17 protein-coding genes and 1 pseudogene are annotated in these 23,828 nt (G+C 61.5%); 2 read left to right on the forward strand and 16 right to left on the reverse strand.

The window, feature by feature from the left end:
- Positions 1–104: 104 nt before the first annotated feature.
- The 4 genes from ACHZCU_RS22590 to ACHZCU_RS22605 are packed head-to-tail and all read right to left on the reverse strand — an operon-like array spanning position 105 to position 4,066.
- Positions 105–1,403 carry a TRAP transporter large permease gene (locus tag ACHZCU_RS22590; RefSeq protein ID WP_319520555.1) on the reverse strand — a complete coding sequence of 433 codons (1,299 nt, stop codon included), beginning with the start codon at positions 1,401–1,403 and terminating at the stop codon, positions 105–107.
- Between the two features lies 1 nt (position 1,404).
- Positions 1,405–1,917: a TRAP transporter small permease gene (locus ACHZCU_RS22595; protein ID WP_319520556.1), complete on the reverse strand. Its 513-nt coding sequence runs from the start codon at positions 1,915–1,917 to the stop codon at positions 1,405–1,407.
- A gap of 4 nt (positions 1,918–1,921) precedes the next feature.
- Positions 1,922–2,899: a TRAP transporter substrate-binding protein gene (locus ACHZCU_RS22600; RefSeq protein ID WP_319520557.1), complete on the reverse strand. Its 978-nt coding sequence runs from the start codon at positions 2,897–2,899 to the stop codon at positions 1,922–1,924.
- 48 nt (positions 2,900–2,947) lie between these two features.
- Positions 2,948–4,066: a glycoside hydrolase family 88 protein gene (locus ACHZCU_RS22605; RefSeq protein WP_319520558.1), complete on the reverse strand. Its 1,119-nt coding sequence runs from the start codon at positions 4,064–4,066 to the stop codon at positions 2,948–2,950.
- Positions 4,067–4,275: 209 nt separating this feature from the next.
- Here ACHZCU_RS22605 and ACHZCU_RS22610 point away from each other — a divergent pair, with 209 nt between their 5' ends.
- Positions 4,276–5,064, forward strand: coding sequence for an IclR family transcriptional regulator C-terminal domain-containing protein (locus ACHZCU_RS22610; protein WP_319520559.1), 789 nt, complete (start codon positions 4,276–4,278; stop codon positions 5,062–5,064).
- A 54-nt stretch (positions 5,065–5,118) separates the two neighbouring features.
- Here the strand turns inward: ACHZCU_RS22610 and ACHZCU_RS22615 are convergent, their stop codons facing one another.
- The 6 genes and pseudogenes from ACHZCU_RS22615 to ACHZCU_RS22640 all read right to left on the reverse strand — a co-directional run bounded on the left by ACHZCU_RS22615 (position 5,119) and on the right by ACHZCU_RS22640 (position 14,367).
- Complete coding sequence (locus tag ACHZCU_RS22615; RefSeq protein WP_319520560.1) at positions 5,119–6,858, reverse strand: peptidase M14; 1,740 nt, start codon at positions 6,856–6,858, stop codon at positions 5,119–5,121.
- A gap of 312 nt (positions 6,859–7,170) precedes the next feature.
- A complete protein-coding gene (locus ACHZCU_RS22620; protein ID WP_319520561.1) occupies positions 7,171–9,165 on the reverse strand; it encodes a CocE/NonD family hydrolase in 1,995 nt (664 codons plus the stop codon).
- A 74-nt stretch (positions 9,166–9,239) separates the two neighbouring features.
- Positions 9,240–10,825: pseudogene (locus ACHZCU_RS22625) on the reverse strand (ABC transporter ATP-binding protein).
- Positions 10,826–10,883: 58 nt separating this feature from the next.
- Positions 10,884–11,708, reverse strand: coding sequence for an ABC transporter permease (locus tag ACHZCU_RS22630; RefSeq protein WP_319520562.1), 825 nt, complete (start codon positions 11,706–11,708; stop codon positions 10,884–10,886).
- Positions 11,705–12,736, reverse strand: coding sequence for an ABC transporter permease (locus ACHZCU_RS22635; protein WP_394706171.1), 1,032 nt, complete (start codon positions 12,734–12,736; stop codon positions 11,705–11,707). Before ACHZCU_RS22635 ends, ACHZCU_RS22630 begins: the two co-directional genes overlap by 4 nt.
- 50 nt (positions 12,737–12,786) lie before the next feature.
- Positions 12,787–14,367, reverse strand: coding sequence for an ABC transporter substrate-binding protein (locus ACHZCU_RS22640; RefSeq protein WP_319520563.1), 1,581 nt, complete (start codon positions 14,365–14,367; stop codon positions 12,787–12,789).
- 226 nt (positions 14,368–14,593) lie between these two features.
- On the opposite strand from ACHZCU_RS22640, the gene ACHZCU_RS22645 reads away from it, so the two are divergent.
- Positions 14,594–15,391 (forward strand): helix-turn-helix transcriptional regulator, encoded by a 798-nt coding sequence (locus ACHZCU_RS22645; protein WP_319520564.1) that lies wholly within the window; start codon positions 14,594–14,596, stop codon positions 15,389–15,391.
- An 18-nt stretch (positions 15,392–15,409) separates the two neighbouring features.
- Here the strand turns inward: ACHZCU_RS22645 and ACHZCU_RS22650 are convergent, their stop codons facing one another.
- The 6 genes from ACHZCU_RS22650 to ACHZCU_RS22675 form a co-directional block, all read right to left on the reverse strand.
- A complete protein-coding gene (locus ACHZCU_RS22650) occupies positions 15,410–16,564 on the reverse strand; it encodes a mandelate racemase/muconate lactonizing enzyme family protein (RefSeq protein WP_319520565.1) in 1,155 nt (384 codons plus the stop codon).
- Positions 16,565–16,573: 9 nt separating this feature from the next.
- Complete coding sequence (gene manD / locus ACHZCU_RS22655; protein WP_319520566.1) at positions 16,574–17,779, reverse strand: D-mannonate dehydratase ManD; 1,206 nt, start codon at positions 17,777–17,779, stop codon at positions 16,574–16,576.
- Between the two features lie 4 nt (positions 17,780–17,783).
- Positions 17,784–19,484, reverse strand: a complete 1,701-nt coding sequence (locus tag ACHZCU_RS22660; RefSeq protein WP_319520567.1) for an ABC transporter ATP-binding protein — start codon at positions 19,482–19,484, stop codon at positions 17,784–17,786.
- Positions 19,481–20,626, reverse strand: a complete 1,146-nt coding sequence (locus tag ACHZCU_RS22665) for an ABC transporter permease (protein WP_319520568.1) — start codon at positions 20,624–20,626, stop codon at positions 19,481–19,483. Before ACHZCU_RS22665 ends, ACHZCU_RS22660 begins: the two co-directional genes overlap by 4 nt.
- On the reverse strand, positions 20,623–21,609 hold the full coding sequence (locus ACHZCU_RS22670; protein ID WP_319520569.1) for an ABC transporter permease: 987 nt from the start codon (positions 21,607–21,609) through the stop codon (positions 20,623–20,625). The genes ACHZCU_RS22665 and ACHZCU_RS22670 overlap by 4 nt, the downstream gene beginning before the upstream one ends.
- Positions 21,610–21,708: 99 nt before the next feature.
- Positions 21,709–23,634 carry an ABC transporter substrate-binding protein gene (locus ACHZCU_RS22675; protein ID WP_319520570.1) on the reverse strand — a complete coding sequence of 642 codons (1,926 nt, stop codon included), beginning with the start codon at positions 23,632–23,634 and terminating at the stop codon, positions 21,709–21,711.
- Positions 23,635–23,828: the final 194 nt, after the last annotated feature.

The following is a 23,828-nucleotide window of genomic DNA, read 5'->3' on the forward strand; positions in this document are numbered from 1 at the left end:
GCGCGCATGATGCCGGGAGAAGCCGGTGCGTCTGATGGTGAGATGTAACCGGCGCCGGCGTGATCCCGCAAGCGCCGGCGCCCGTTTTCTTCTCCCGCTTGCCCCTACAGCCCGAAACTGCGCGGCAGAGCCAGGAAAATATCGGGGAAGAATGTCACGATCAGCAGCATGGCGAACAGCAGGACGTAGAAGGGGAGAAGCGCGCGGATACAGCGCTCGACCTTCACCTGGGCAACGCTGGCGCCGACGAACAGGCCCGTGCCGACCGGCGGCGTAATCGTGCCGATGGCGAGGTTGAACACCAGGATGACGCCGAAATGGATCGGGTCGCCGCCCAGCTTCTCGAAAATAGGCAGCAGGATCGGGGTGAAAATCAGGATTGCCGGGCCGATATCCATGAAGCAGCCGATCACCAGAAGAAGGAGGTTGATGACCAGCATGATGATGATCGGATTGTCGGAAATCCCCAGTATCAGCGATGTCACGGCGGCGGGAATACCGGTAAAGGCCATGGCGAAGGACAGCGCCGCCGAAGCCGCCAGCAGCATCATGATGGTGCCGGTCATCTGCGCCGTTTCCAGCAGGAACTGCGGAAAGGCCTTCAGCGGTTTTGTCCGGTGGATCACGAAGGTGAGCAACATCGTATAGAGGACGGCAATGCCGGAGGCTTCGACAGCGGTGAAAATGCCGAACATGATGCCGCCGATCACCAGAACGATCAGAAACAGGCTGGGCAGGGCTTCCAGCGTCACGACCGCTGCCGCGCGAAACCCGATCCAGCCGGATGTCGGATAACCGCGCCGCCAGGCGATGCTGGTGGTCATGACGATAAGGCCGATCCCCCACATCAGCCCGGCAACACCGCCGGCCAGAAACAGGGCGGCAATGGAGGTTCCGCCCGATACCAGCGAATAGATGATGAATGCCGTTGTCGGCGGGATCAGCATGCCCGTCGGCGCCGAGGCAATGTTGACGGCTGCCGCGAGATCGCGGTCATACCCTTCCTTGGCCTGCATCGGCACCATGACGCCGCCGATCGAGGTCGATGCCGCAATTGCCGAACCGGAAATGCAGCCGAACAGCATGTTGCCGGCGATATTGGTCTGGGCCAGCGATCCGGGAATGCGCCCGGAAATCAGCTTGGCGAAATTCACCAGCCGCACGGCGATGCCGCCGGAATTCATCATCACCCCGGAGAGGATGAAGAACGGAACCGCCAGAAGCGAGAACGTATCGAGGCTTGCCAGCATCTTCTGCGCAGAGGTGAAGAGCGCCATGTCGAAAGGGGCGACGAGCACGACGGCCGACAGGGCGGCTGCGACGATGGAAACGGCCAGCGGCAGGCCCAGAAGCGCCAGAACCGCGAAAACCGATATCATTACAAGACTGGCTTGACCGGCCATTTCAGTCTCCCGTCGCCGCTATTTTTTCAACCTGATCGGGGAAATCGCGCTTTCCGAAGAGGATTTCGACCAGGTTGAGGATGCTGTAGACAAGGATGAAGCCGCCTGAAACCGGCAGGCTGGCATAGACCAGCCCCATCGGCACGCGCAGCACCGGCGAGTGCTGGCCCACGGCGATGTTGACGCCGCGCATGCCGCCGATGATCAGCACCAGCACAGCAAAGATCATGAAGGAGATCGGCACAAGCGCCTTCAGGATCATGCGCAGGCTGCCGCTCGTCATCTCCGGCACAAGGTCGATGGCCATATGCGTGCCCTTTCCGGCGGAATAGGCAGCCCCCAGAAGCGACATCCAGATGACGCCGAAGCGCAGGAACTCCTCCGAAAAGGTCGATGGCGCGTTCAGCGCATAGCGGCTGAAGACCTGCCAGGCGAGAACGGCCACCATCGCGGCAAGCACGATGCAGCAGGCCGTTCCCACAACGGCGTCGAGAATACGACGCAGTGTGTGCATCAGATCAGTCTCCTGCTACCGCGCGGATCTGTTCGTAGACCTGGTATTTTTCCGGCTCGGACTGCAGCGCATCATACATCGGCTGCACCGCGGCCTGGAATTCGCTGACATCGGGATAGAAGAACTGAACGCCGAATTCCTCCTCGGCTTCCTTCTTGGTGGCGGCGATGGCGTCGCCCCAGGCGGTTTTCTGGAATGCGGTCGATTCCTTCGCAGCGGCGATGACGGCTTCCTGCTGTTCCGGCGAGAGGCTGTCGAATGTGGCCTTCGAGATCAGCATGACATCGGGAATGCGGGTGTGCATGTCGTAGGAATAGTATTTCGCGACTTCGCCGTGGCGGGCAATCGTCAGCGCGAATTCATTGTTTTCCGCGCCGTCCAGAACACCCTGCTGGATGGAGGTGTAGACTTCCGACTGGCCCATGGCGATCGGGGAACCGCCGAGCATTTCGACCATCGAAATCGAGGTGGGGCTCTGCATGACGCGGATCTTGAGGCCGTCGAGATCGTCAACGCCTTCGACCGGTTCTGCGGCGGTATAGAAACTGCGGGCGCCGCTGTCGTAATAGGTCAGCCCGATCATGCCGGTGTCGGCCGTCGACTGATAGATCGGCTCCATGATGTCCGGGTCGTCCATGACCTTGTAGAAATGGTCCTGATCATCGAACAGGTAAGGCATGGAGAAGACGCCGTAGATCGGAGAGAAGCTTTCCATCAGCCCGCCGGAAACCTTGGTCAGGTCCAGAAGGCCGGACTGCACCATTTCCACCAGTTCGCGTTCGCCGCCAAGCTGGCTGTCGGGAAAGAACTGGACCGTCAGTTCACCATCGGTCTTTTCAGACAGAAGTTCGCCGAACTCGGTCATGGCCTGTTTTGTCGGCGTGGCGTTGCTGGCATAGGCAAAGCGCAGGGTTCTGGCTTCGGCCAGCGTTGTTGAGGCGAGAAGTGCGGCTGCACTTGCGATCAGGACTGATTTCAGCATTTTTTCCTCCCAGTCGGAATTGAAAAGAGTTCGTCCGGCGCCGTTTCCTCAGATGAACGAGCGCAGATATTCGGTCAGGCAGAACATCGCCATGGCCTGCCCGTAGGGCATCGAGGTCAGCTTGATCTCCCTGTAGAAATCGAGATCGTTGCCCATGGCGGTGCCAAACGAGACATTGAGAAGCTCGCCGGCATCGCTGATGTTGTCGACAACGCCGCGCATCGCCTTCTCGGCGGTTTCCAGATAGTCTTCGGGCAGCAGGCGCATGCGGCGGGCTTTCATCAGGCCGTAGGCAAAGCCCGCCGTCGCGGAGCTTTCGAGATAGCTTTGCGGGTCATCGAGCAGGGTGTGCCACAGGCCGCTTTCATCCTGCGTTTGGCGCAGGCTTGCGGCCTGCCGGTGAAGCGTCGAAACCAGGTGCCGGTACAGCGGATCGCTATCGGGCAGTTTCAGCAGATCGATGAATTCGGGGATGGCGATGGTGATCCAGCTGTTGCCGCGCGCCCACAACGCTTCGGCGAAGTTATGGTCGCCGTCGAAGGTCCAGCCGTGATACCAGAGGCCGGTCTTGCGGTCCGACAGATACTGAATGTGCGTGAGGAACTGAAACTTGGCTTCATCGATATAATCAGGGCGGCCAAGCACAAGGCCGATCTTGGCCAGCGGCAGCACACTCATCATCAGCGTGTCGTCCCACATCTGCTGATGATTGACGGAGTTGTAGACGATGTGCTGGATGCCGCCCTCGCGCGTGCGGGGCATGTCGTGCATCACCCATTCGGCCCATTCCTCGAGATAGCTCCGCCAGACCGGGTTGGGGTTGTGTTCGTAGAGAAAAGCCAGTGTCAGGAACGGCGCGACGGTGTTGACGTTTTTCGTCGGCGTGCCTTCGCGCAGGCGGTCGGAAAACCATGTCTCGACGATGTCCATCGCCCGTTCATTGCCCGTCAGCTGCCAGTATTTCAAAAGACCGTAAAGCCCGATCCCGTGGGTCCATTCCCATCCGGCCCAGCCCTTGGTGTCGATGACCCGGCCATCCTCCAGGCGCAGCAGAAACTCGCCGGTCGTGTCCTCGATATTGACAAGGTTGTCAGCCAGACGGTCGATCAGCCCACACACTTCATCACGCGAAATGAAGTGTTCCTTTTGCTGCAAAAGCGGGTCCATAATTATTCCGGCCTCCCGAACCATTTTTTATGAAATTACGTTCCGTTTTCTGATAGGAGCATAAACTTGCCGCGAAGGCAATATCTTTTATTTCCCTGATTAAATGGGAATAAGGTAGATATATCATTCTGTTACGAGGCGACTGGTTTCCAGTTGACAAAATTGTCCATTTTTTTCAAAATCGAATTCCAATAAAAATGGAACAAAAAATGAGCACGCCCAAACCCAAAACCGAAAATGTCGCCGCTGTCCTGAAGGTGTTTTCGGTGCTTGAAACCCTTGCCGAAAACCGCACGGCCGGGCTTGCCGACATTGCTCAGCGTGCCATGACCTCGAAAAGCACGACCCACCGGCTGCTCCACACCATGATCGACCTGGGCTATGTCGAACAGGATCCGGACACCGAGAAATACGAACTGTCATTGCGACTGTTCAGCCTTGCGGCGCATTCCCTGACCGGCCAGGCCGACCTGCTGCGCATTGCCGACAAGGTCATGAGCCGGATTTCCCGCGCCACCGGTGAATCGATCAATCTCGGCGTGCTCGACGGGCGCGAGCAGCGGGTCGTCTATATTCATCAGTATGATTCCACCTACAGTCTGTCGATGAACTCCACCCTCGGCAAACGCAATCCGCTGCATTCCACCTCGCTCGGCAAGGCATTGCTGGCGTTCCGCGATGACGAGGAGATCGAGGAGCGACTGGCAGACATGAAGATGGAGGTTTCGGCGCCGGGAACCATTACCGACAAGGACGCGTTCCGCGCCGAACTGATGCAGACGCGGGCGCGGGGCTATTCCGAAGAAATCGAGGAAAGCGAGGTCGGCGTGCGCTGTCTCGCCGCCCCGATCCTCAATCAGGCGGGCAAGTCGGTCGCGGCAATCTCCGTTTCGTTTCCCGTCATGCGGTTCGACGAGAGCAGGAAAGACGAATATCTGGAGACATTGCTGTCCGCCACGCGCGATGCCTCGCAGGCATTCGGCTTTCTGGAAAGCTGAGATATCGCAGCGCATGAAGCGCATGTCTCCGGGGCTGGGCGGATGCGGGCCGCGTTATGCCCCTTCGGGCAACACCATCGTCTGCCACGCCTCATAGGCGCCGAGCGCCGTTTCGAGCTGGGCGGTGTGGCCCTGGATGAAGGCGTCGTCATAAATGGTTTCGTCGGGATATTCGGTGATCAGCGTGACCGGCACGCGCTGGTGGTCGTAGCGCGAAATCATCACCGGGAAGCCGTTGACCACCGGCCAGGACGGGGTGCCTGAATGCGCGACATAGAGCGCGATCTGGCGCGCGTTGAAATCGACAAGGGCGCGGTTTTCGGCAAGCCGCTGCGTGACCTGTTCGATCAGCGTGCGGGCCTGCGCTTCCCAGCCGGACCTGTAGCGCATGATCAGGAAGAAGCCCTTCGGCACGGTCCACATGCCAAAGCCGCGCGGGACGAAACCCGAGAGCGGCCGTGTCCATTCATGGGCCGGATAGCCGTGCAGGTTGATGTGCAGCAACGCGCCGCTGATCGCCTCGGCGCGGTAGCGGATTTCGGTCTCGAACGGCGCGTCGCGCGGGCGATATTCCAGATCGTCGCCAAAGGCGGTATAGCGGGCGGCGTGGTGCATGTGATGCGGATTGTCAGCCCGAAGCCGCCAGTCGAGTTCATAGCCGTCGGGGTTTTCAAGCGGGGAAACCGTGAAATGCGCATTGTCCCGCCCGGCAAGTGCAAGGCCGGCTCTGAGCGCGCCGGCAATGCCGGTGACCTCGTTTGGATGCTGTCCGCCGCTGACCATCACCGGCCGGTCGCTGCCCTTGCGGTAGCGTGCGCAGACCGCACGCCCGGCCCGTGAACGGGTGGCGAAAGCCTCGCCTTCGATGGTTGCAAGTTCGCGGCGCACGCGGGCGGCGGAAAACGGTTTCGTCGCCGCGGCAGGCGCCTCGCCGGCATCATTGTCCGTCTCGTCTGTTGTGAATGGCCGGGTTTCAACGCGGACATCCAAGGGGCCTGCGGCAAGGCGTATCTCCGGCACGATCTGGCCGGGGCGCAGGCCGCGATCGCCGAGCGGACGACCGGAGCGCGTCTGAAACACCTCCAGAAGCGAAAAATAGAGGTCTTCGTGCAGCGCCTCGCGAAGGCTGATGATCGCGTCCGTCGGGGCAAGCGGCAGCCATTCGTCTTCAACGGGCAGGGTCGCCGTGATATTCAGTTCCTCGAAATAAGGCTCACTGTCGCCCCAGTCCCGATCGGCGATGGCCCGTATCGTCTTGGAAAACAGCGCCTCGTAATCGGTCTCGATGCGTTCTCCTGCATTGCCGTCGATGCGCAGCCAGCCTGTCGGCGAAAGCGCCTGCTGGCCGGCGAAATCCTGATGCAGACGGTTCGGCGCGAACACCTTTCTTGTGTCACGACGGCCGTCGGCCCATGTCAGAGCCACGCTATAGAACAGGTCGGGCTCGCCCCCCGACGGCGTGAAAGAAACCTCTGCATCGCCGAGCATGCCGGAAAGCGGATAGGCCTCCAGCAGGAAACGGTTTTCGGGGGCCGCCGGATGAACCGGGTAGGTGATCCGGGCGGCGGTCAGCCCCTCGGTCTCCACCTCTTCGCGAAAGAAATGCACCAGCGGCTTGTAGGCGCTGCGAAACCGGGCGGTGATGCCCTTTTCCGCAAGGGCCTGCTCCGCCTGCCGGCGTGTCGCCGTGTCGGAAAACACCCAAGCCTCGACCATGCTCACGCCGCCACCGGCAAAGCGGGCGACAAGGCTGTCGATGGTCGGTTCGACGGTCTCGTGGAAGATTGCAGTCACAGCGAGGTCTTTCCGGTTGGATCCAGCAGGTCGCGCAGCACGTGTTTACAAAAGCTCGCGGGCTTCTCCTGATCCTTTGGCGTTGGCAATCATGATATAGAACGAATTCAGCACTTGCGATGCACTGAATGTGATCAGACCGGAGCATTGTCGTGGAAATTTTACTGGCGCACTGTCAGGCCGCCCTGCATTTACCACTGTGCGTTCCCGTTCGGGTGTATGCAAGCCTGAGAAAAAAACGGCTCCCTGAAAGTTCAGGAAGCCGTTCCGGGGGGCTGTTCAGGTCGGCGGGTCAGCCGACTGAGTGCGGACCTACATGAAATCGCGCGGGATGCGCTTTTCGAAGGTCTTGGTGAAGATTTCGCGGTCGCCTTCGAAGGCCGTCACGCTGGCGGTAATGGTCCAGTCCTCCTCCGTGCAATGCATCGTCGTGGTGGTTTTCGTGGAAACCGACCAGCCGTCGCGTTCGAGCCGGATTTCCCAGTCGATATCGCCCTTCATCGACAGCGGATCGTTCGGGTCGATCGACCAGTCCTCGTTGCGGATTTCCTGCGTGCGCAATCCGTTTTCGGGATGCACTTCCAGGCCGGCATCCTCGTAGATGCGATAGTGGGTCAGCCCGGTGACCAGATCCCGCTCGACCGAGCGGCGGGTTTCCTCCGGCAGGCGCATTTCATATTGCGGCAGCGGATCGGGGTTTTCCGGTTCTTCGACGGCGATGCGCTCATGCTGGCCGAGAAGCGGCATGGAAAGGCGGATGCTGGCCGTATCGATCGTCAGGCCGGGGGCCTGCGGCGACGGCAGGATGATCGGCCAGTAGCTTGTCGACAGCGCAAGCTTGATGCGATGGCCGGGCGCAAAACGGTAGCCCATGGCATCGAGCCGCATGGTGATGCGCGTCTTCTCGCCTCGGGGCATGCTGGACGGCGTTTCGTTGCCATCGCGATGGGCGAGGTTCAGCACGCCGTAGCAGGCGCGGGTTTCCGTGCCGTCGGGATGGACATCGATGATGCGCACGGCAAGGTTTTCCCAGTCGCCGTTACAGGCGACATCGACGGAAAGCTCCGGCGCGCCGAGATAGACGCTCTCATCGGCAAGCGGCGCGGTTTCGAAAACCAGCGAACCGCCATCGTCGATGCGCTGGTCACCGGCAATTTCCGCGTCGGGCTTCAGGGTGAACCATTCGCCGCCGCTGATGCCGGTATCGAGCGGCGAGCGCAGATAAATGTCACCGGTGCCCTCGCTGGCGCCGGTTGCGTTGAGCGTGCCATCGGCGGCAACGGTCAGGGTGTCCGTCTGCGGGGCTTCCCAGGCCTGCTTTGCAACCCAATAGCCGGGATCGCGGTCGCGCCTAAGCGCCGGGCGGGGCCCGTCGAGGATATAGGCGCGCATCTGCGGCAGGTCTTCCGCGCCGTTGGCTTCATCGTCCAGCCAGCGTTTCCACCACGCGATGGCCTCGGCGTGGAAGTCCATGCGCGGCTTCGGCCAGGCGAAATGCGGGTATTTGTGCACCCACGGACCGTTGATGGCCTTGCCCTTGTCGCCCAGGCCTTCAACGGCCTTCAGCGGGGTGTTGCGATAGCCGTCTGCCCAGCCGGCAATGACCAGTGCTGGAACGGGAAAGCCGTCGAAATCCTCGCAGATCGAGCCGTGTTTCCAGAAATCGTCGCGGCGCTGATGCGCAAGCCATTCCTCCATGAAGAACGGCTGCCCTTCCAGCCGCTCCAGCCACATGTCCTTCCATCTGTCGCCGACCAGATCGATATCCGGCGTGCGCGACTGATAGGCGAGCATTGTGCCCGCCCATGAAAGCTGCGCGGAAAGGTGCGTGCCGTTCTTGTAGTGAATGTCGTCATTGTAGCGGTCGACGGTGGAGGCGATCGAGATCACGGCCTTCAGCTGCGGCGGCTTGAGGGCCGCCACCTGCAGGCAGTTGAAGCCGCCCCAGGAAATCCCCATCATGCCGACATTGCCGTTCGACCAGGGCTGGGCGGCGATCCATTCGAGGATTTCGCAGGCATCGGAGAGTTCGCGCGGGGTATATTCGCCATCGATGACGCCTTCGGATTCACCCGAACCGCGGATATCGACGCGCACGCCGGCAATGCCGGCGGCGGCAAAGACGGGATAGGTGGATTCGTCGCGCGGGTCGGTTCCGCCGCGTTTGCGATAGGGCAGATATTCCAGCACGGTTGGAACCGGCTTGTCGGACGCGCCGTCCGGCATCCAGATTCGCGTTGCCAGGCGGGTGCCGTCCTTCAGCGTGATCCACTGGTCCTCGGACGTCGAAAAACCTTGTTGCGCCATGGTTTTGACCTTCTCGTATTTCGGTTTTATCGGGAAACGGGGCGCGGGCCGAAGGAGCGGCCCGGCCGAATGCATCAGTTGCCGGCGCTGGAAATCCTGCGGCTGGCAAGCACATCTTCCAGCCAGCCGGTTTTCATTTCCGGCACGGAGTTCAGCAACAGGTCGGTATAATCGTCGAAAGGCGGGGTCAGCGCTTCCGATTTGGGGCCGAAACGGACAAGCCGGCCCCTGTGCATCACCGCGACACTGTCGGCAATGGCCCGGACAATGGCGATGTCATGGGTGATGAACACATAGGAAAGCTGCTTTTCCTTCTGAAGCTGCAGCAGCAGTTTCAAGATGCCGTCGGCAACCAGCGGGTCGAGCGCCGATGTTGGCTCGTCGCAGATGATCAGCTCCGGCTGTGCGGCGAGAGCCCGGGCAATGGCCACGCGCTGCTTCTGGCCACCGGATAGTTCGGCGGGATAGCGGTCGTAAAAGCCGCTGCCCATCTCGATCTGCTCGAGCAGGTCGTTGACGCGGCTTTTCCGTGCGGAACCGTTCAGGCCCTCGTAAAACGTCACCGCCCTGCCGATGATCCGCCCGACGGTCTGGCGCGGGTTCATCGCCGTGTCGGCCATCTGGTAGATCAGCTGAAGCCGGCGCAGTTCCTCGCGGCTGCGTTTCTTCAGCGCCGGTGGCAGTTCCGCCCCGTCAAGGCGCACGCTGCCGGTCGTCGGCGGCAACAGCCCGGTTGCCACCCGCGCCAGCGTCGATTTGCCCGAGCCGGATTCGCCGACAATGGCCAGCGTCTGCCCTTGGGAACATGCAGCGACACATCGAACAGAACCGGCGTTGCGCCATAGGCCGCCGAAATGTTTTTCATCTCGAAAAAGCGGTCGGACTGGTCGGTGGCTTCCTCGTGGCGGATGGCGCGGACATTGACCAGTTCGCGGGTGTACTCGGCGTCGGGATTGTCGATGATCTTTTCGACGCTGCCATATTCCACGGTTTCGCCGTTGCGCAGCACCATGATGTCGTCGGCCACCTGTGCCACCACCGCCAGATCATGGGTGATGTAAAGCGCGGCGGTTCCGGTTTTCGCAATCGCGGTCTTGATGGCGGCCAGAACGTCGATCTGGGTGGTGACGTCCAGCGCCGTGGTCGGTTCATCGAAGACGATGAGTTCCGGACGGCTGCACAGCGCCATCGCCGTCATCGCCCGTTGCAGCTGTCCGCCGGACACCTGATGGGGATAGCGGTTGCCGAAGGTTTGAGGGTCCGGCAGGCCGAGAATGGTAAACAGTTCGACGGCCCGTGCGCGGGCTTCGCTGCGGCTCATCAGCCCGTGGCGCACGGTGGCCTCGATCACCTGATCGCCGAGCTTGTGGGCCGGGTTGAACGATGCCGCCGCCGACTGCGAAACGTAGCAGACCCGCGCGCCGCGCAGCGCCCGCGTGCCGGATTTGCCGAGTTTCAGGATGTCGACGCCGTCCAGCAGAACCTCGCCGCCGGTAATCGTCACGCCGCCACGCCCATAGGCCAGCGGCGAAAGCCCGATCGTGGATTTGCCCGCGCCCGATTCACCGATCAGGCCCAGAACCTTGCCGCGTTCCAGCGTGAAGCTCACGCCCTTCACGATCTCGATGGGACGGGGGCGTTCGCCCGGCGGATAGGCCATGGCGCCAATTTCAAGGTTGCGGACCTCAAGAAGGGGCGCTTCGTCTGTTTTTTGAAGTTCAGCCACCGCGGCCTCCTTTCAGGCTGGACGTGCGTTTCAGCAGCCAGTCCACGACGAGATTGATCGAGATGGTGAGTGCGGCGATCGCAGCGCCCGGCACGAGGGCTGCGGACACACCGAAGATGATGCCGTCCTTGTTGTCCTTGACCATGCCGCCCCAGTCGGCGGTCGGCGGCTGGATGCCGAGGCCGAGGAAGGACAGGGTCGAAATGAACAGAACGGCAAAGGCAAGGCGCAGGCCGAATTCGGCCAAAAGCGGCGTCATCGCATTCGGCAGGATTTCGCGGAACACGATCCACAGCGTTTTCTCGCCGCGCAGCCTCGCTGCCTCCACGAAGTCCATCACCGCGATATCGACCGCCAGCGCCCGGCCAAGCCGGAACACACGGGTTGAATCGAGCACCGCCATGACGACGATCAGCACGAACAGGTTCTGCGGCAGCGCCGCCAGCACGATCAGCGCGAAGATCAGCGTCGGGATCGACATCATCAGGTCGTTGAGGCGCGACAGGCCCATATCGACGATGCCGCGCATGACGGCTGCCACGAAACTGAAAATGACGCCCAGCGAGAAGGCGAGAATGGTGGCGCAGAACGACACGAACAGCGTCATCCGGGCGCCGTAGATCATGCGCGACAGCAGGTCCCGGCCGAGATTGTCGAGACCGAGCGGAAAGGCCTTGCTGGCCACCTCCCAGGGGCTGCCGACAACCTGGTTTTCGCCGTAAGGGGCAAGCCAGGGGGCGAAAGCGGCGGCGATGACGGCGATGGCGATCCCGGCCACGCCGATCCATGCCGTAAGCGGAACGGAACGGATATTCATCGTGGGTGCCTCAGACGCGGATTGACAAGAATGGACAGGATATCGGCGATCATGTTCAGGAGAATGTAGATGGCGGAGAACACCAGCCCGCAGCCCTGCACCACAGGCAGGTCGCGCACCGTCACCGCATCCACCATGTATTGCCCCATGCCCGGATAGACGAAGACGACCTCGACAACGACGACGCCGACAATCAGATAGGCAAGGTTGAGCGCAACGACATTGATGATCGGCGCCAGCGCGTTGGGGGCAGCATGTTTCACGATCGCGCGCAATGCGCCGATGCCCTTCAGCTCGGCGGTTTCCATATAGGCCGACGCCATGACATTGATGATCGCCGCGCGGGTCATGCGCATCATGTGCGCCAGAACCACCAGAACGAGCGTTGCCACCGGCAGGACGATGGTCTGAAGCTTCTGCCACAGGCTCATGCTGTCATAGACGGTGGCCGGAAACGCCGCGACGGGGTGCTGGACCACGAACACCATGATCAGCAGGTAGGCGACGAAGAATTCCGGCAGCGATACGGCTGCAAGCGAGACCAGATTGATGAGCCGGTCGACCAGACGGTCGCGGTAGAGCACGGCGATGAGGCCGAGGCCGACGGCCAGCGGAACGGCGATGACCGCAGCCGTCCCGGCCAGAAGCAGCGAATTGCCGAGCCGATCGGCAATCTGGCCGCTGACGGACTGACCGCTTGCCCAGGAATGCCCGAAATCGCCGTGCAATATGCCGAGGAGCCAGTCGAAATAGCGGGTCACGAGGGACTGGTCGAGGCCGAATTCGGCACGCAGATTGGCAATCGCCTGCGGTGTTGCCGCCTGTCCGAGATAGGTCGTGGCAAAATCGCCGGGGAGGATTTCAATCCCGGCGAAAATCAGGACCGAACTGGCGAACAGCAGGCCGACGCCAAGCACGATCCGCTCGATGATACGGCTCGCCATGGGAAAGCGCGCGCGCAAAATGACGATCAGGCCGGGAGAGGGCGCATCGACAGGGGTGGAAGGAGAGGGTTGGGTTTCTGTCATAGTCTCCATGAAAGCCGCGGGTCTTTCCCGCGGCTTCCCCGTTTTCGAGATCAGGCGGCAAACCAGGCGCGGCTGGCGATCTGTCCGTTGGACAGGTCGTTGCCGACATCGTCGATCCAGCCCTTCAGCTTTGTCGAACGGGCGTTGAGATAGTTGTTGAACACCGGCAGAATGAGGCCGCTGTTGTCGCGCACCGTCATCGCCATCTGGCGGTAGAGCGCGCGGCGCTTGTCCTGATCGGTTTCGGCACGGGCCTCAAGCAGCATCTTGTCGAATGCCGGGTCCTTGAAGCGGGTGTCGTTCCATGTCGACGTCGAAAGCTGGGTGGTGGTGTAGCGGATATCCTGCGTTGCCCGGCCGCCCCAGTAGGAGGCGCAGAACGGCTTCTTGTTCCAGATATTCGACCAGTATCCGTCGGACGGTTCGCGCTGCAGCTTGATGTCGATGCCGGCTTCCTTGGCATTGGCCTGAAACAGGACGGAGGCGTCGACCGCGCCGGTAAAGGCGGCATCGGAGGTGCGCAGCAGAACCGGGCCTTCATGGCCGGATTTCTTGAAATAATGCGCGGCTTCTTCCGGATCGTAAGCGCGCTGGGGAATATCCGTTGGTGCCAGCGCATAGGCATCGTTGACGGGATAGTCGTTGCCGAGCGTGCCGTAGCCGCCGAGAATGGTATCGAGCATCGCTTGGCGGTCGATGGCGAGCTTCAGCGCCATTCTGAGGTCGTTATTGTCGAAGGGCGCGGTGTCGCCATGCATTAGGAAGGAATAAAAGCCCTTGCCCTTGGTGCTGATGGTCTCGACATTCGGCGCCCGCGACAACAGTGACATGGTCTTCGGGCTGAGCGTGTTGATGAAATGGACCTTGCCGGACGAAAGGGCGGCGATGCGCGCGGTATTGTCGTTGATGACCAGAACCTCGACACTGTCGACGAAACCGCGATCCTCGTTCCAGTCATCCTCATTCTTCGAGAAGGTGATGCGGATGCCCGGCTCGAAGCTTTCCAGCTTGTAGGGTCCCGTGCCGATGGCGCTGTTGGGGTCGTCCATGCCGCCGTTTTTCTGGATCTGCAGATGATAGTCGGTCAGCATCAGTGGCAGGTCGGCATTGCCGTTCTTCAGCGTGATGACCAGATCGCCACCGCTTTCTTCGATGGTCTCGATCTCTTCGAGAAGGCCGAGGGCGGCAGAGGTGGAGTCCTTGTCGGAATGGCGGCGCAGCGTCTGTGCCGCATCGCTGACAGTGAAAGGGGAACCGTCATGGAAGCGCACATCCTTGCGCAGCTTGAAGGTCCACACCTTCGCGTCGTCGGAAGACGTCCAGCTTTCAGCCAGGCTCGGCAGCGCCTCGCCGGAAACCGGGTCGGTGGTCACCAGCCGGTCGCCCCAGGTGTAGCCGACCAGAAACATGGTGCTGCCGGCATAGGTGCCGGGATCGAGAATGTCGGTCGTCTGGCCGCCGTCGAGGCCGAGAACGAAGTGGCCCCCGCGCTGCGGTTCTTCCGCGGCAAGGCTCTCGCGCGGCATCAGAAGGCCGGAAGCGGTGGCCGCAAACCCGGCTGCAGCGGCGGATGCAAGAAAGGCGCGGCGGTTGAGGCCCGCCTGCTGAATGGCTGTTTTCCTGTTTTTCATCTGCTTTCCCCTGTCTGTTTAAACGGTACATGTTTCGCCCCAACCGTATCAGAACGGCGAGCGGTGGATATTGGCAATAGGCAGTGTCGGAGCGCCGGAAGGCGCGATTGACGGGCCCGTCAAAAAATCATGAGCGAAGGCATAAGGGCCTTGCACAGACCAAACAACTTCGCTTATTGACGCATAGTGACGCTAGTTGACGCTAACAGGATTGGCTCCGTACACAATGACAACCCGGAATAACAGGAGTTTTGCGGCCAATTTACGGTTTGCCTGCGACACCCGACCGTCGATCACGGCAATCTGCCGCGAAATCGGAATCAACCGGCAGCAGTTCAATCGCTATCTCGCCGGTCAATCCCGACCTTCGCCCTATAATACGGGGAAAATCGCGCGGTATTTCGGTCTGAAGCCGCAGGATTTCCTGCTGCCGGAAAAACGCTTTCAGGAGGTGCTCGACGCGCCGGCCGAAGCCGCCGGTCCGGCCTCACTTCTGCGCGAAGGATTTCCCGGCGATCTGGCGGAGCTGCGCCAGTATGCCGGCTATTACGAACTTTTCCACAAAAGTCTCTCCTGGCCCGGAAAAATCGTCAGAAGCTGCGCGAAGATCGAGGAAAAGAGCGGCCAGATCACGGTGAAATCGATCGAGCGGATTTATGACCGGGAACTGGAGATCCGGCAGTTTTCGAAATATTCGGGGCTTGCCGCCTACTGGCGCAGCCGGCTGTTCATCGTCGAGCGCGGCGTCAGCGAACATTCCTTCCTGTGCCAGACAACGCTGATGCCATTTGCCGAGCATCAGCGCACCTATCTGTACGGCGTCACCACCGGCGTTTCATGGCGCCAGCAGAACGTGCCCTATTCCACGCGCACCATATGGCGGGCGGTCGGGACAAACCCCGACAAGCGCAGGCTTCTGGAAGGATGCGGGCTGGTCGTGGAGAAGTCGCCGAAAGTCCCGCTTCCCGTCCGCCGCTATCTCAACAGCGAGGGCGAAAACCACACGCTCGTGGCGGCGCGGTAAACCGCTTCTGCCGGGCCGCTACCAGTTTGTCATCGAACCGTCGCGGCGTTTGAGGTGTGGCGCTTCCCAGGGGGCGAAGCGGGCCTCCTTCAAAAGGGCCTCGTCAACCTCGATACCCAGCCCCGGAACCTCCGGCACCTTGTAGACAGCGCCGTCGAGTTGCGGGCAGAGCGGGAACAGGGTGGCGTCGTCAAAGCCGAGATGGGTTTCGACCGGGCTCGATCGCGTTTCCAGCCAGGCGAAATTGGCGACGGCGGCGGCAAAATGCAGGGTGGCGGCGGTGCAGACCGGGCCGAGCGGATTATGCGGCATCATGTCGACATAATGGGCCTCGCTCCAGCCCGCGACCTTCATCGATTCCGTCAGCCCGCCGACATTGCAGACGTCAAGGCGGTTGAACTGGTGAATGTCGCGCTCGATGTAAGGCAGGAACTGCCATTTGGAGGCGAATTCCTCGCCGATCGCAAACGGCACGTCCGTCATCCGCCGCAGGCTCTCATAGGCTTCCGGGGTTTCGTCGCGGATCGGCTCCTCGATGAAATCGAGCGTGCCGGACGGCATTTTCTGGCAGAAACTCGCCGCTTCTGCGACGCTCAGCCGGTGGTGGAAATCGACGCCGAGCACGATCTCCTCGCCAAGCGCCTTGCGCGCTTCCACGCACCAGCGCGCGGTTTCGGCGATATGCTCGCGCGGCTCGTAAACCGCCTTCTCCTCATGGCCGGAAACGGAAAGCCGCATCGCCCGCCAGCCGGCATCGACCAGCGATTGCGCCTGGGCGATCATTTCCGGGCCGGGAGGCGCCGAAGTGGTGGCGAATGTGGGGATGATGTCGCGGTTCCTGCCGCCGAGAAGCTCGTAGACCGGCACGCCGAGCGCCTTGCCCTTGATATCGTGAAGCGCGATATCGATGGCGGAAATCGCGGCGGTCAGCACCCGGCCGCCCTCGAAATACTGGCTGCGGTACATCTCCTGCCAGAGCGCGGAAATCGCCAGCGGGTCGCGGCCGGCAAGAAATCCGGCAAAATGCTCGACAGCGCCGATGACGGCCAGTTCACGGCCGGAAAGGCCGCTTTCGCCCCAGCCATAAACGCCGCTATCGGTTTCGACCTTGACCAGAAGCTGGTTGCGAATGCCGACGCGCGCGGCATAGGTGCGGATTGCGGAAATCTTCATGACGGGACCTCACCAGTGCCAGAGCGTGCCGTCTTCCAGACGGTTTACGGGAAGGTATGAGCGCTCATAGGGATATTTCGCCGCCAGCGCCTCGTCGATATCGACACCGTGGCCGGGTGCGTCGCCCGGATGGAGGTGGCCGTCCGCCACCGTCCATGCGCCGGGGAAGACCTCGAGCGTTTCGGGCAGGTAGGGCGAATATTCCTGAATGCCGAAATTGGGCGCCCAGAGGCCGAGATGCAGGTTTGCGGCAAAGCAGGCGGGCGACATGTCCATCGCCCCGTGGCAGGCGGTGCGGACATTGTGGATGCCGGCCAGATCCATGATCCGGCGCATCGGCGTCACGCCGCCGGCATGCACCGTGGTCATGCGGATATAGTCGATCAGCTGTTCCTCGATCAGCAGCCGTGCGTCCCAGATCGTGTTGAACACCTCGCCGACGGCCAGCGGCGTCGTCGTGTGGTTGCGGATCAGCCGGAAGCCTTCCTGATGTTCGGCCGCCACCGCGTCTTCCAGCCAGAACAGGCGGTAGGGCTCCAGATCCTTGCCAAGCCGGGCGGCTTCGATCGGGGTCAGCCGGTGATGGACATCGTGCAGCAGTTCCACATCGAAACCGAGCTGATCGCGCAGCGCTTCGAAAAGCTTCGGCACATGACGCATATATTTCGCCGTCGACCAGGTTTCCTCCTGCGGAAGATTGTTGCGGTCGGCGGTGTTGGTGGTGGAATTGTCCGTGCCGTAGACCGCCGGAAGGCCGGGAATGCCCACCTGGGCGCGCACGGCGCGGTAGCCCTTGTCCATCCATTTCGCGACATTATCCACCGCCTCGGCGATCTCGCCGCCCTGGGCGTGGACATAGCAAAGCATCTTCTCGCGGCTCGCCCCGCCCAAAAGCTGGTAGAGCGGCATGCCGGCCGCCTTGGCCTTGATATCCCAGAGCGCGGTGTCGATGCCACCGATCGCGGCCATGGTCACAGGCCCGCGGCGCCAGTAGGCGCCCTTGTAGAAATATTGCCAGATATCCTCGATGCGGCTTGCATCGCGGCCGATCAGGATCGGCACCAGATGGTCTTCCAGATAGGCGACGACCGCCTTTTCGCGCCCGTTCAGCGTCGCATCGCCAATGCCGGTCAGCCCCTGATCGGTGAAGATCTTGACGGTGACGAAGTTGCGGCCCGGCGCGGTGACGATGATCTTGACGTCCGTGATTTTCATTTTCTTATCCATGGGTGGGAGCCGCCGTCTCCGGATCGTAGCGGAACCGGTCCTTCAACCGCGGATGGCGCGGATCGGGGTTGGGAATGGCGGAAAGCAATGCCTGGGTGTAGCGGTGCTGCGGGTTGTTGACGACAGCATCGGTCGCGCCGGTCTCGACGATCTGGCCGCGATACATCACCGCAACCCGGTCGCACATGTAGCGGATGACCGACATGTCGTGGGAGATGAAGATATAGGAAAGGCCCATCTCGTCCTGCAGCTGCATCATCAGGTCGAGCATCTGCGAGCGCAGCGACACGTCGAGCGCGGAGGTGGCCTCGTCGGCGATGATCAGCCGCGGCTTGACCGAAATGGCGCGGGCGATGCCGATGCGCTGGCGCTGGCCGCCTGAAAAGGCATGCGGATAGCGCTCCCGCCATGAGGGTTCCAGCCCGACCTGTTCCATCAGCCGGCAGACTTCGTCCTCGCGTTCCTTGCCGCGCATGCCGGCAAGCTTCAGCGGCTCGGCGATGATTTCGCCGACCGTCTTGCGCGGGCTGAGCGAACCGACGGGGTCCTGAAACACCATCCGGATTTCGCGGCGGATCGATTTGAGGCCGGCCTTGTCGGCGCTCAGCACATCGTCGATGCTGCCGTCCTTCCGCCGGAAATCGGCGCGGCCAGCACTCGGGTCGTAGATGCGCAGCAGGCAGCGGCCCATCGTGGTCTTGCCCGAGCCGCTTTCGCCGACAATGCCGAGCGTTTCGCCGGTGCGCAGCGAAAGCGATACGTTGTTGACCGCTGTCAGCCCGTTCGGGAAGGTCAGCGTCATGTCTCGCACATCGAGCAGCGGCGTCTCGTCCTTCGGGATCGGCGGGCGCGAAAGGCGGATTTCGGCCTTCTGCTCGAGCTTCACCACGGAGCCGATGAGATTGCGGGTATAATCGTCCTGCGGGTTGTGGAAGATCGTTTCCGCCGGTCCGGTTTCACGCACCTTGCCGCGATACATCACCAGAACGTCGTCGGCGATTTCGGCGACCACGCCCATGTCATGGGTGATGAAGATCACCGCCATGTCGTGGCTCTTCTGCAGGCGGCGGATCAGATCGAGGATTTCCGCCTGGGTGGTGACGTCGAGCGCCGTTGTCGGCTCGTCGGCGATCAGCAGACGCGGATTGCAGGCTAGCGCCATGGCGATCATCACGCGCTGGCGCATGCCGCCGGAAAACTCGAACGTATAGCGATCGATCGCCGTTTCGGGGTTCGGGATTTCCACCTGCCGGAGCAGGTCGATCACGCGGCGGCGTTCCTCCACCCGCGAAACCTTTTCATGGATGCGCAGCGCCTCGCCGATCTGGTCGCCGACCCGGTGAACCGGCGACAGCGAGCTCATCGGCTCCTGAAAGATCATCGCGATGTCCTTGCCGCGGATATCACGAATGGCACGGCCGCGCGGATCGAGACGCGCGATATCGACGGACGAACCGTCGGCGCGGGTAAACATGATCGATCCGCTCTCGATCCGGCCGGGATGGTCGACGATCTGGAGGATGGAGCGGGCCGTCACCGACTTGCCGGAACCGCTTTCGCCGACGATCGCCAGCGTCTTGCCATGTTCAAGCGAGAAGGAAACGTCGTCGACGGCCTTGAAGACGCCCTGACGCGTGGGAAACCAGGTCTTCAGGTTTTCGACCCTGAGAATGGTGTCTGCGGTTTCGCTCATGAGGTCTCTCCATAAGGATCGGCGGCATCGCGCAGGCCGTCACCGAGGAAGTTCAGCGCCAGAACGGCAAGCACGATGGCGGCGGCCGGCGTGAACAGCAGCCACGGCGCCTGGGCGACCGCGCGGATGTTCTGCGCCTCCTGCAGCAGCGTGCCCCAGGAGATGATCGGCGGCTGAAGGCCGATGCCGAGGAAGGACAGCGCCGTTTCGGCCAGGATCATGGTCGGGATTGCCAGCGTCAGTGTTGCGATGATGTGGCTGACGAAGGAGGGCACGAGATGGTTGAAGATAATGCCGATCTCGCTCATGCCGTCGAGCCTTGCGGCGATCACGAAATCCTCGTTGCGCATCGACAGGAACTTGCCGCGCACCTCGCGGGCCAGCGCCGTCCAGCCGATCAGCGAGATGATCAGCGTGATGAAGAAATAGGTCCGAAGTGGCGGCCAGCCGACGGGAATGGCAGCCGCCAGCCCCATCCACAGCGGTATCGTCGGAATGGAGCGCAGAAGCTCGATGAAACGCTGGATCACGATATCGGTGAAGCCGCCGAAAAAGCCGGATATTCCGCCGATCGCAACGCCGAGGATCAGGCTCAGGAACACGCCCACAAGACCGATCGAAAGCGAGATTTGCGCGCCGTAGATCACGCGCGAGAAGATATCGCGGCCGAGCCTGTCGGCGCCGAACAGATAGAGGCTGTCGCCGCGCTCGGCGTCCTTGATGCCGAAGAGCCTGGTTTCGACCGTGAAGAGGCCGAGCAGACGGTAGGGTTCGGACGGCGCCAGAAAGTCGATGAAGACGGGATTTTCCGCGTCCTTGGTAAATTCGCGGCGCATCGAATCCTTGTTGAGCGTCATCTCCAGCCCGTCCACATGCGGGGCGAACCGGCCGTCATAGAACAGCGAGACATATTGCGGCGGCGCATAGGTAAAGCGCGCATTGGTCTCGTTCGGATCGAACGGGGCGATGAATTGCGCAAAGGCGGCGATGAGGTAAAGCGCCAGAACCACAATCAGGCTGACGACGGCGAGGCGGTGGCGGCGGAAGCGCAGCCAGAACAGTTTCCACTGGCCGGCGACGGCAAGTTCGTTGGCGCGCGGATCGCGAATCGCATCCGCTGTGGGGGCGGCTGTGTTTGTCATTGCAGTCTGATCCTCGGGTCGGCGATCGCCAGAAGAATGTCCGACACGAGCGTGCCGATGATGGTCAGCACCGAGATCAGCAGAATGAGCGATCCGGCGAGATACATGTCCTGTGCCAGAAGGGAGCGCAGCAGAAGCGGGCCGGTGGTCGGCAGGCTCATGACCACGGAAACCAGAATTTCCATCGACACCGCAGCCGGCAGGATCCAGCCCAACGCGGAAATCAGCGGGTTGAGCGCGATGCGCACCGGATAACGCATCAGCAGGCTGAATTCGGAAACGCCTTTGGCCCGCGCCGTCGTCACATAGGGCTTGCGCAATTCGTCAAGCAGGTTGGCGCGCATGATCCGCACCAGCGCGGCGAGCGAACCGGTTCCGATGGCAAAGACGGGCAGCCAGACATGTTTGAGGAAGTCCCAGAACCGGGCAAGGCTCCACGGCGCATCGATATATTCGGGGGAAAACAGGCCGCCGACGCTCTGGCCGAACCATGCCGACATCATATACATCAGCGCCAGTGCCAGCACGAAGTTCGGCAGCGCCAGAAACACGAAGGCAATCAGCGTGGCGCAGTAATCGGCAATCGAATACTGGCGCACGGCAGACAGAATGCCGATCGGCACGGCGATCACCCATGAAAAGACCAGCGTCAGGAAGGCCAGCAGGAAGGAAAAGCCGAGGCGCGACCAGATCAGCTCTGAAACCGGCCGGCCATATTCGAACGACATGCCGAAATCGCCATGCAGCAGGATGCCGGCCATCCATTTGTAATACTGGATATAGACGGGCTGATCGAGGCCATAGCGCTCGCGCATGGCGGCCACGGTGCCCGCTTCCACGGCGCCGCCCTGGCTCGCCCAGTCGGCCATCAGCGTTGTCAGATAGTCACCCGGCGGCAGCTGGATGATGATGAAGGCGATGATCGACACCGCAAACAGCGTCGGCACGGCATAGAGAAGCCGTTTGGCGAGAAAATGAATCATGGCTCTGGGTTTCCTGGGGTTGGTCCGGCGGCAGGCGAGGAACCTGCCGCCGGATCAGGCGCGCCGGACTATGGGAGGAGAAACCGGCGCGTGGCCGTTTTACCGGGCGTCGTCGAAATACCACTGGCTCAGCGTCGGCGCCGGATGCCAGAGGATGCCGTTGATCGGAATGCCGTCATAGACGTTCTTCAGATCGTTGGAGACCATCATGTATTTCGGTTCCGGGCGGATGATGCCGATATTGAGGAACGCATCGGCGGAGAGGTCGAGGAATTCCTCCATCCGCGCCTTGCGGTCTTCATCGGTCACGGCAAGCGTCACCGCATCATAGGCCGCCATCAGTTCCTTGACCTGCTCCGGCGGTTCCTCGCCTTTGGAATGATCGGAATACCAGTCCGACCATTTCGAGGCGAAGAAGATATCCGCCTTCTGGTAGGGCATGTAGCAGCGCACATCGGTATAGACTTCAGACAGCCCGCCGACGCAGTTCCAGATATAGGCGTCCTGCTCGTTGGCGTTCCACATGGTGTTGAGGCGGGTGCGGTCGGTGGTGCGGATCTGGATGTCGATGCCGACGTCCTGCGCATATTGCTGCACCATCTGCATCACGTCCGGATAGGACAGGCCGAAGACATCGGCGACCATGAAGTTGATGGTGAAGCGCTGGCCGTCGGGGCCGAGGCGATAGCCCTGATCATCCTTTTCCGGCATGATCGCATCGAGCATCTCGTTGGCAAGGTCCGGATCATATTCGGTATATTGCGTCGCCTCGCGCTCGTTATAAAGCTCGTGCGACGGGTTGACCGCCACCTGTGCCGGCGTGCCCTGACCGACATAGATCAGGTCGATGATTTCCTGACGGTCGATTGCATGGCTGAGCGCGATGCGGAAGTCCTTGTTGTTGAACACCTCGTTCTTGACCGGATCGTCGGAATTGAGGTTGAGCAGCAGAACCGCGTCATTGGCCGGAAGGTCCTGCACGTCGAGGAAGTGGTAATTGCCGCTTTCCTGTCCGTCGTAAAGCACCGAACGGAAGGTGGCATTGTTGATGTGGCGGAAGGCGAAATCGAATTCGCCGGAGGTCATCTTCAGCACCATCAGCTGCGGATCATCGACCTTCGCCCAGGTGACGCTGTCGATATAGGGCAGCTGGTTGCCGTCCGGATCGACCTTCCAGTAATAGGGGTTGCGGGTGGCGACCACGCGCTCGCCATCGGCATAGGGTACGGTCAGGGTCCACGGGTTCATGGTCGGCAGTTCGGTGTTCTGCCAGTAGGCCGGCTGGAAGCTCAGCGAAACCTTGGAGTTGAACAGCGAAACCCAGTCATTGGCGGCCGGATTTTCCGCAAGCAGGGCCGGAATGCCGTCGGCATTGTACTTTTCGTGGAACTGGCTGAGATAGTGCTTGGGGAAGATCACCGGCTGGTGACCCTGGCCATAGGCAAGCTGCTGCAGGAAAAGACCGTAAGGCACGTCGAATTTGAACTCGACCGTGTCGTCATCGATCTTTGTGACGACAACCGGCTTGCCGCCGGCGACGAAGACCGAGCTCTTGCTCGGCGTCAGCGCCTCGTTCATGAACACGTCTTCGTACCAGAACATGATGTCGTCGACGGTAAAGGGCTCGCCGTCGCTCCACTTCAGGCCGTCACGCAGCTTGAACGTATAGGTCGTGGCGTCGTCGGATACGGTGACGTCCTCGGCCAGCGAGGGGACGATCTTCTGCCATGCCGGGTCCCAGCGCACGAGAAGCTCGTTGGCGATGGTCCGGGTCAGGTTGTAATGGTCGCCATTGGCGAGGATCGTGGTGCGCAGCGTGCCGCCATATTGGCCAATGCCGTCAACCATGGTTTCGACATAGGGGTCTTCCGGCAGGCGCTCGGCCACGGGCGGCAGACTGCCATCTTCGACCCTGGCATCGAGCATCGGCGCCTGGTGGTAGTCCACCGCTCCGGCCGCGCCGGCCAGTGCGAGCGCAACGCCCGTCGACAGCGCAAGGCGCTTCAGTAAACGCGAATAGATCATGTGTCTCCTCCGGCCCCTCTCCAGTGGGGCATAGCGGGCGGTCGGACTTGGCTGTCCTGCGCTCCGCAGTTTGATACCAGTGCCGCCGGCAAAGAGAGCAAGGCCTTCTTCGGTCGGCTGCGGGCATGACGAAAGGTCCCTCCTGATCGTCGTGCTGTACGAAAAAGACCATATCGTACATTATTTGTCAATTA

The sequence above is a fragment of the uncultured Martelella sp. genome (assembly GCF_963677965.2).
Taxonomy (GTDB): domain Bacteria; phylum Pseudomonadota; class Alphaproteobacteria; order Rhizobiales; family Rhizobiaceae; genus Martelella; species Martelella mangrovi.

Bases quoted from the DNA above. Each gene is read 5' to 3' on its own strand.
- ACHZCU_RS22645 (WP_319520564.1), top strand. From the start codon at position 14,594: ATGACAACCCGGAATAACAGGAGTTTTGCGGCCAATTTACGGTTTGCC.
- ACHZCU_RS22650 (WP_319520565.1), bottom strand. From the start codon at position 16,564: ATGAAGATTTCCGCAATCCGCACCTATGCCGCGCGCGTCGGCATTCGC.
- ACHZCU_RS22595 (WP_319520556.1), bottom strand. From the start codon at position 1,917: ATGCACACACTGCGTCGTATTCTCGACGCCGTTGTGGGAACGGCCTGC.
- ACHZCU_RS22590 (WP_319520555.1), bottom strand. From the start codon at position 1,403: ATGGCCGGTCAAGCCAGTCTTGTAATGATATCGGTTTTCGCGGTTCTG.
- ACHZCU_RS22675 (WP_319520570.1), bottom strand. From the start codon at position 23,634: ATGATCTATTCGCGTTTACTGAAGCGCCTTGCGCTGTCGACGGGCGTT.
- ACHZCU_RS22670 (WP_319520569.1), bottom strand. From the start codon at position 21,609: ATGATTCATTTTCTCGCCAAACGGCTTCTCTATGCCGTGCCGACGCTG.
- ACHZCU_RS22660 (WP_319520567.1), bottom strand. From the start codon at position 19,484: ATGAGCGAAACCGCAGACACCATTCTCAGGGTCGAAAACCTGAAGACC.
- ACHZCU_RS22620 (WP_319520561.1), bottom strand. From the start codon at position 9,165: ATGGCGCAACAAGGTTTTTCGACGTCCGAGGACCAGTGGATCACGCTG.
- ACHZCU_RS22635 (WP_394706171.1), bottom strand. From the start codon at position 12,736: ATGACAGAAACCCAACCCTCTCCTTCCACCCCTGTCGATGCGCCCTCT.
- ACHZCU_RS22630 (WP_319520562.1), bottom strand. From the start codon at position 11,708: ATGAATATCCGTTCCGTTCCGCTTACGGCATGGATCGGCGTGGCCGGG.
- ACHZCU_RS22665 (WP_319520568.1), bottom strand. From the start codon at position 20,626: ATGACAAACACAGCCGCCCCCACAGCGGATGCGATTCGCGATCCGCGC.
- ACHZCU_RS22640 (WP_319520563.1), bottom strand. From the start codon at position 14,367: ATGAAAAACAGGAAAACAGCCATTCAGCAGGCGGGCCTCAACCGCCGC.
- ACHZCU_RS22605 (WP_319520558.1), bottom strand. From the start codon at position 4,066: ATGGACCCGCTTTTGCAGCAAAAGGAACACTTCATTTCGCGTGATGAA.
- ACHZCU_RS22610 (WP_319520559.1), top strand. From the start codon at position 4,276: ATGAGCACGCCCAAACCCAAAACCGAAAATGTCGCCGCTGTCCTGAAG.
- manD (WP_319520566.1), bottom strand. From the start codon at position 17,779: ATGAAAATCACGGACGTCAAGATCATCGTCACCGCGCCGGGCCGCAAC.
- ACHZCU_RS22600 (WP_319520557.1), bottom strand. From the start codon at position 2,899: ATGCTGAAATCAGTCCTGATCGCAAGTGCAGCCGCACTTCTCGCCTCA.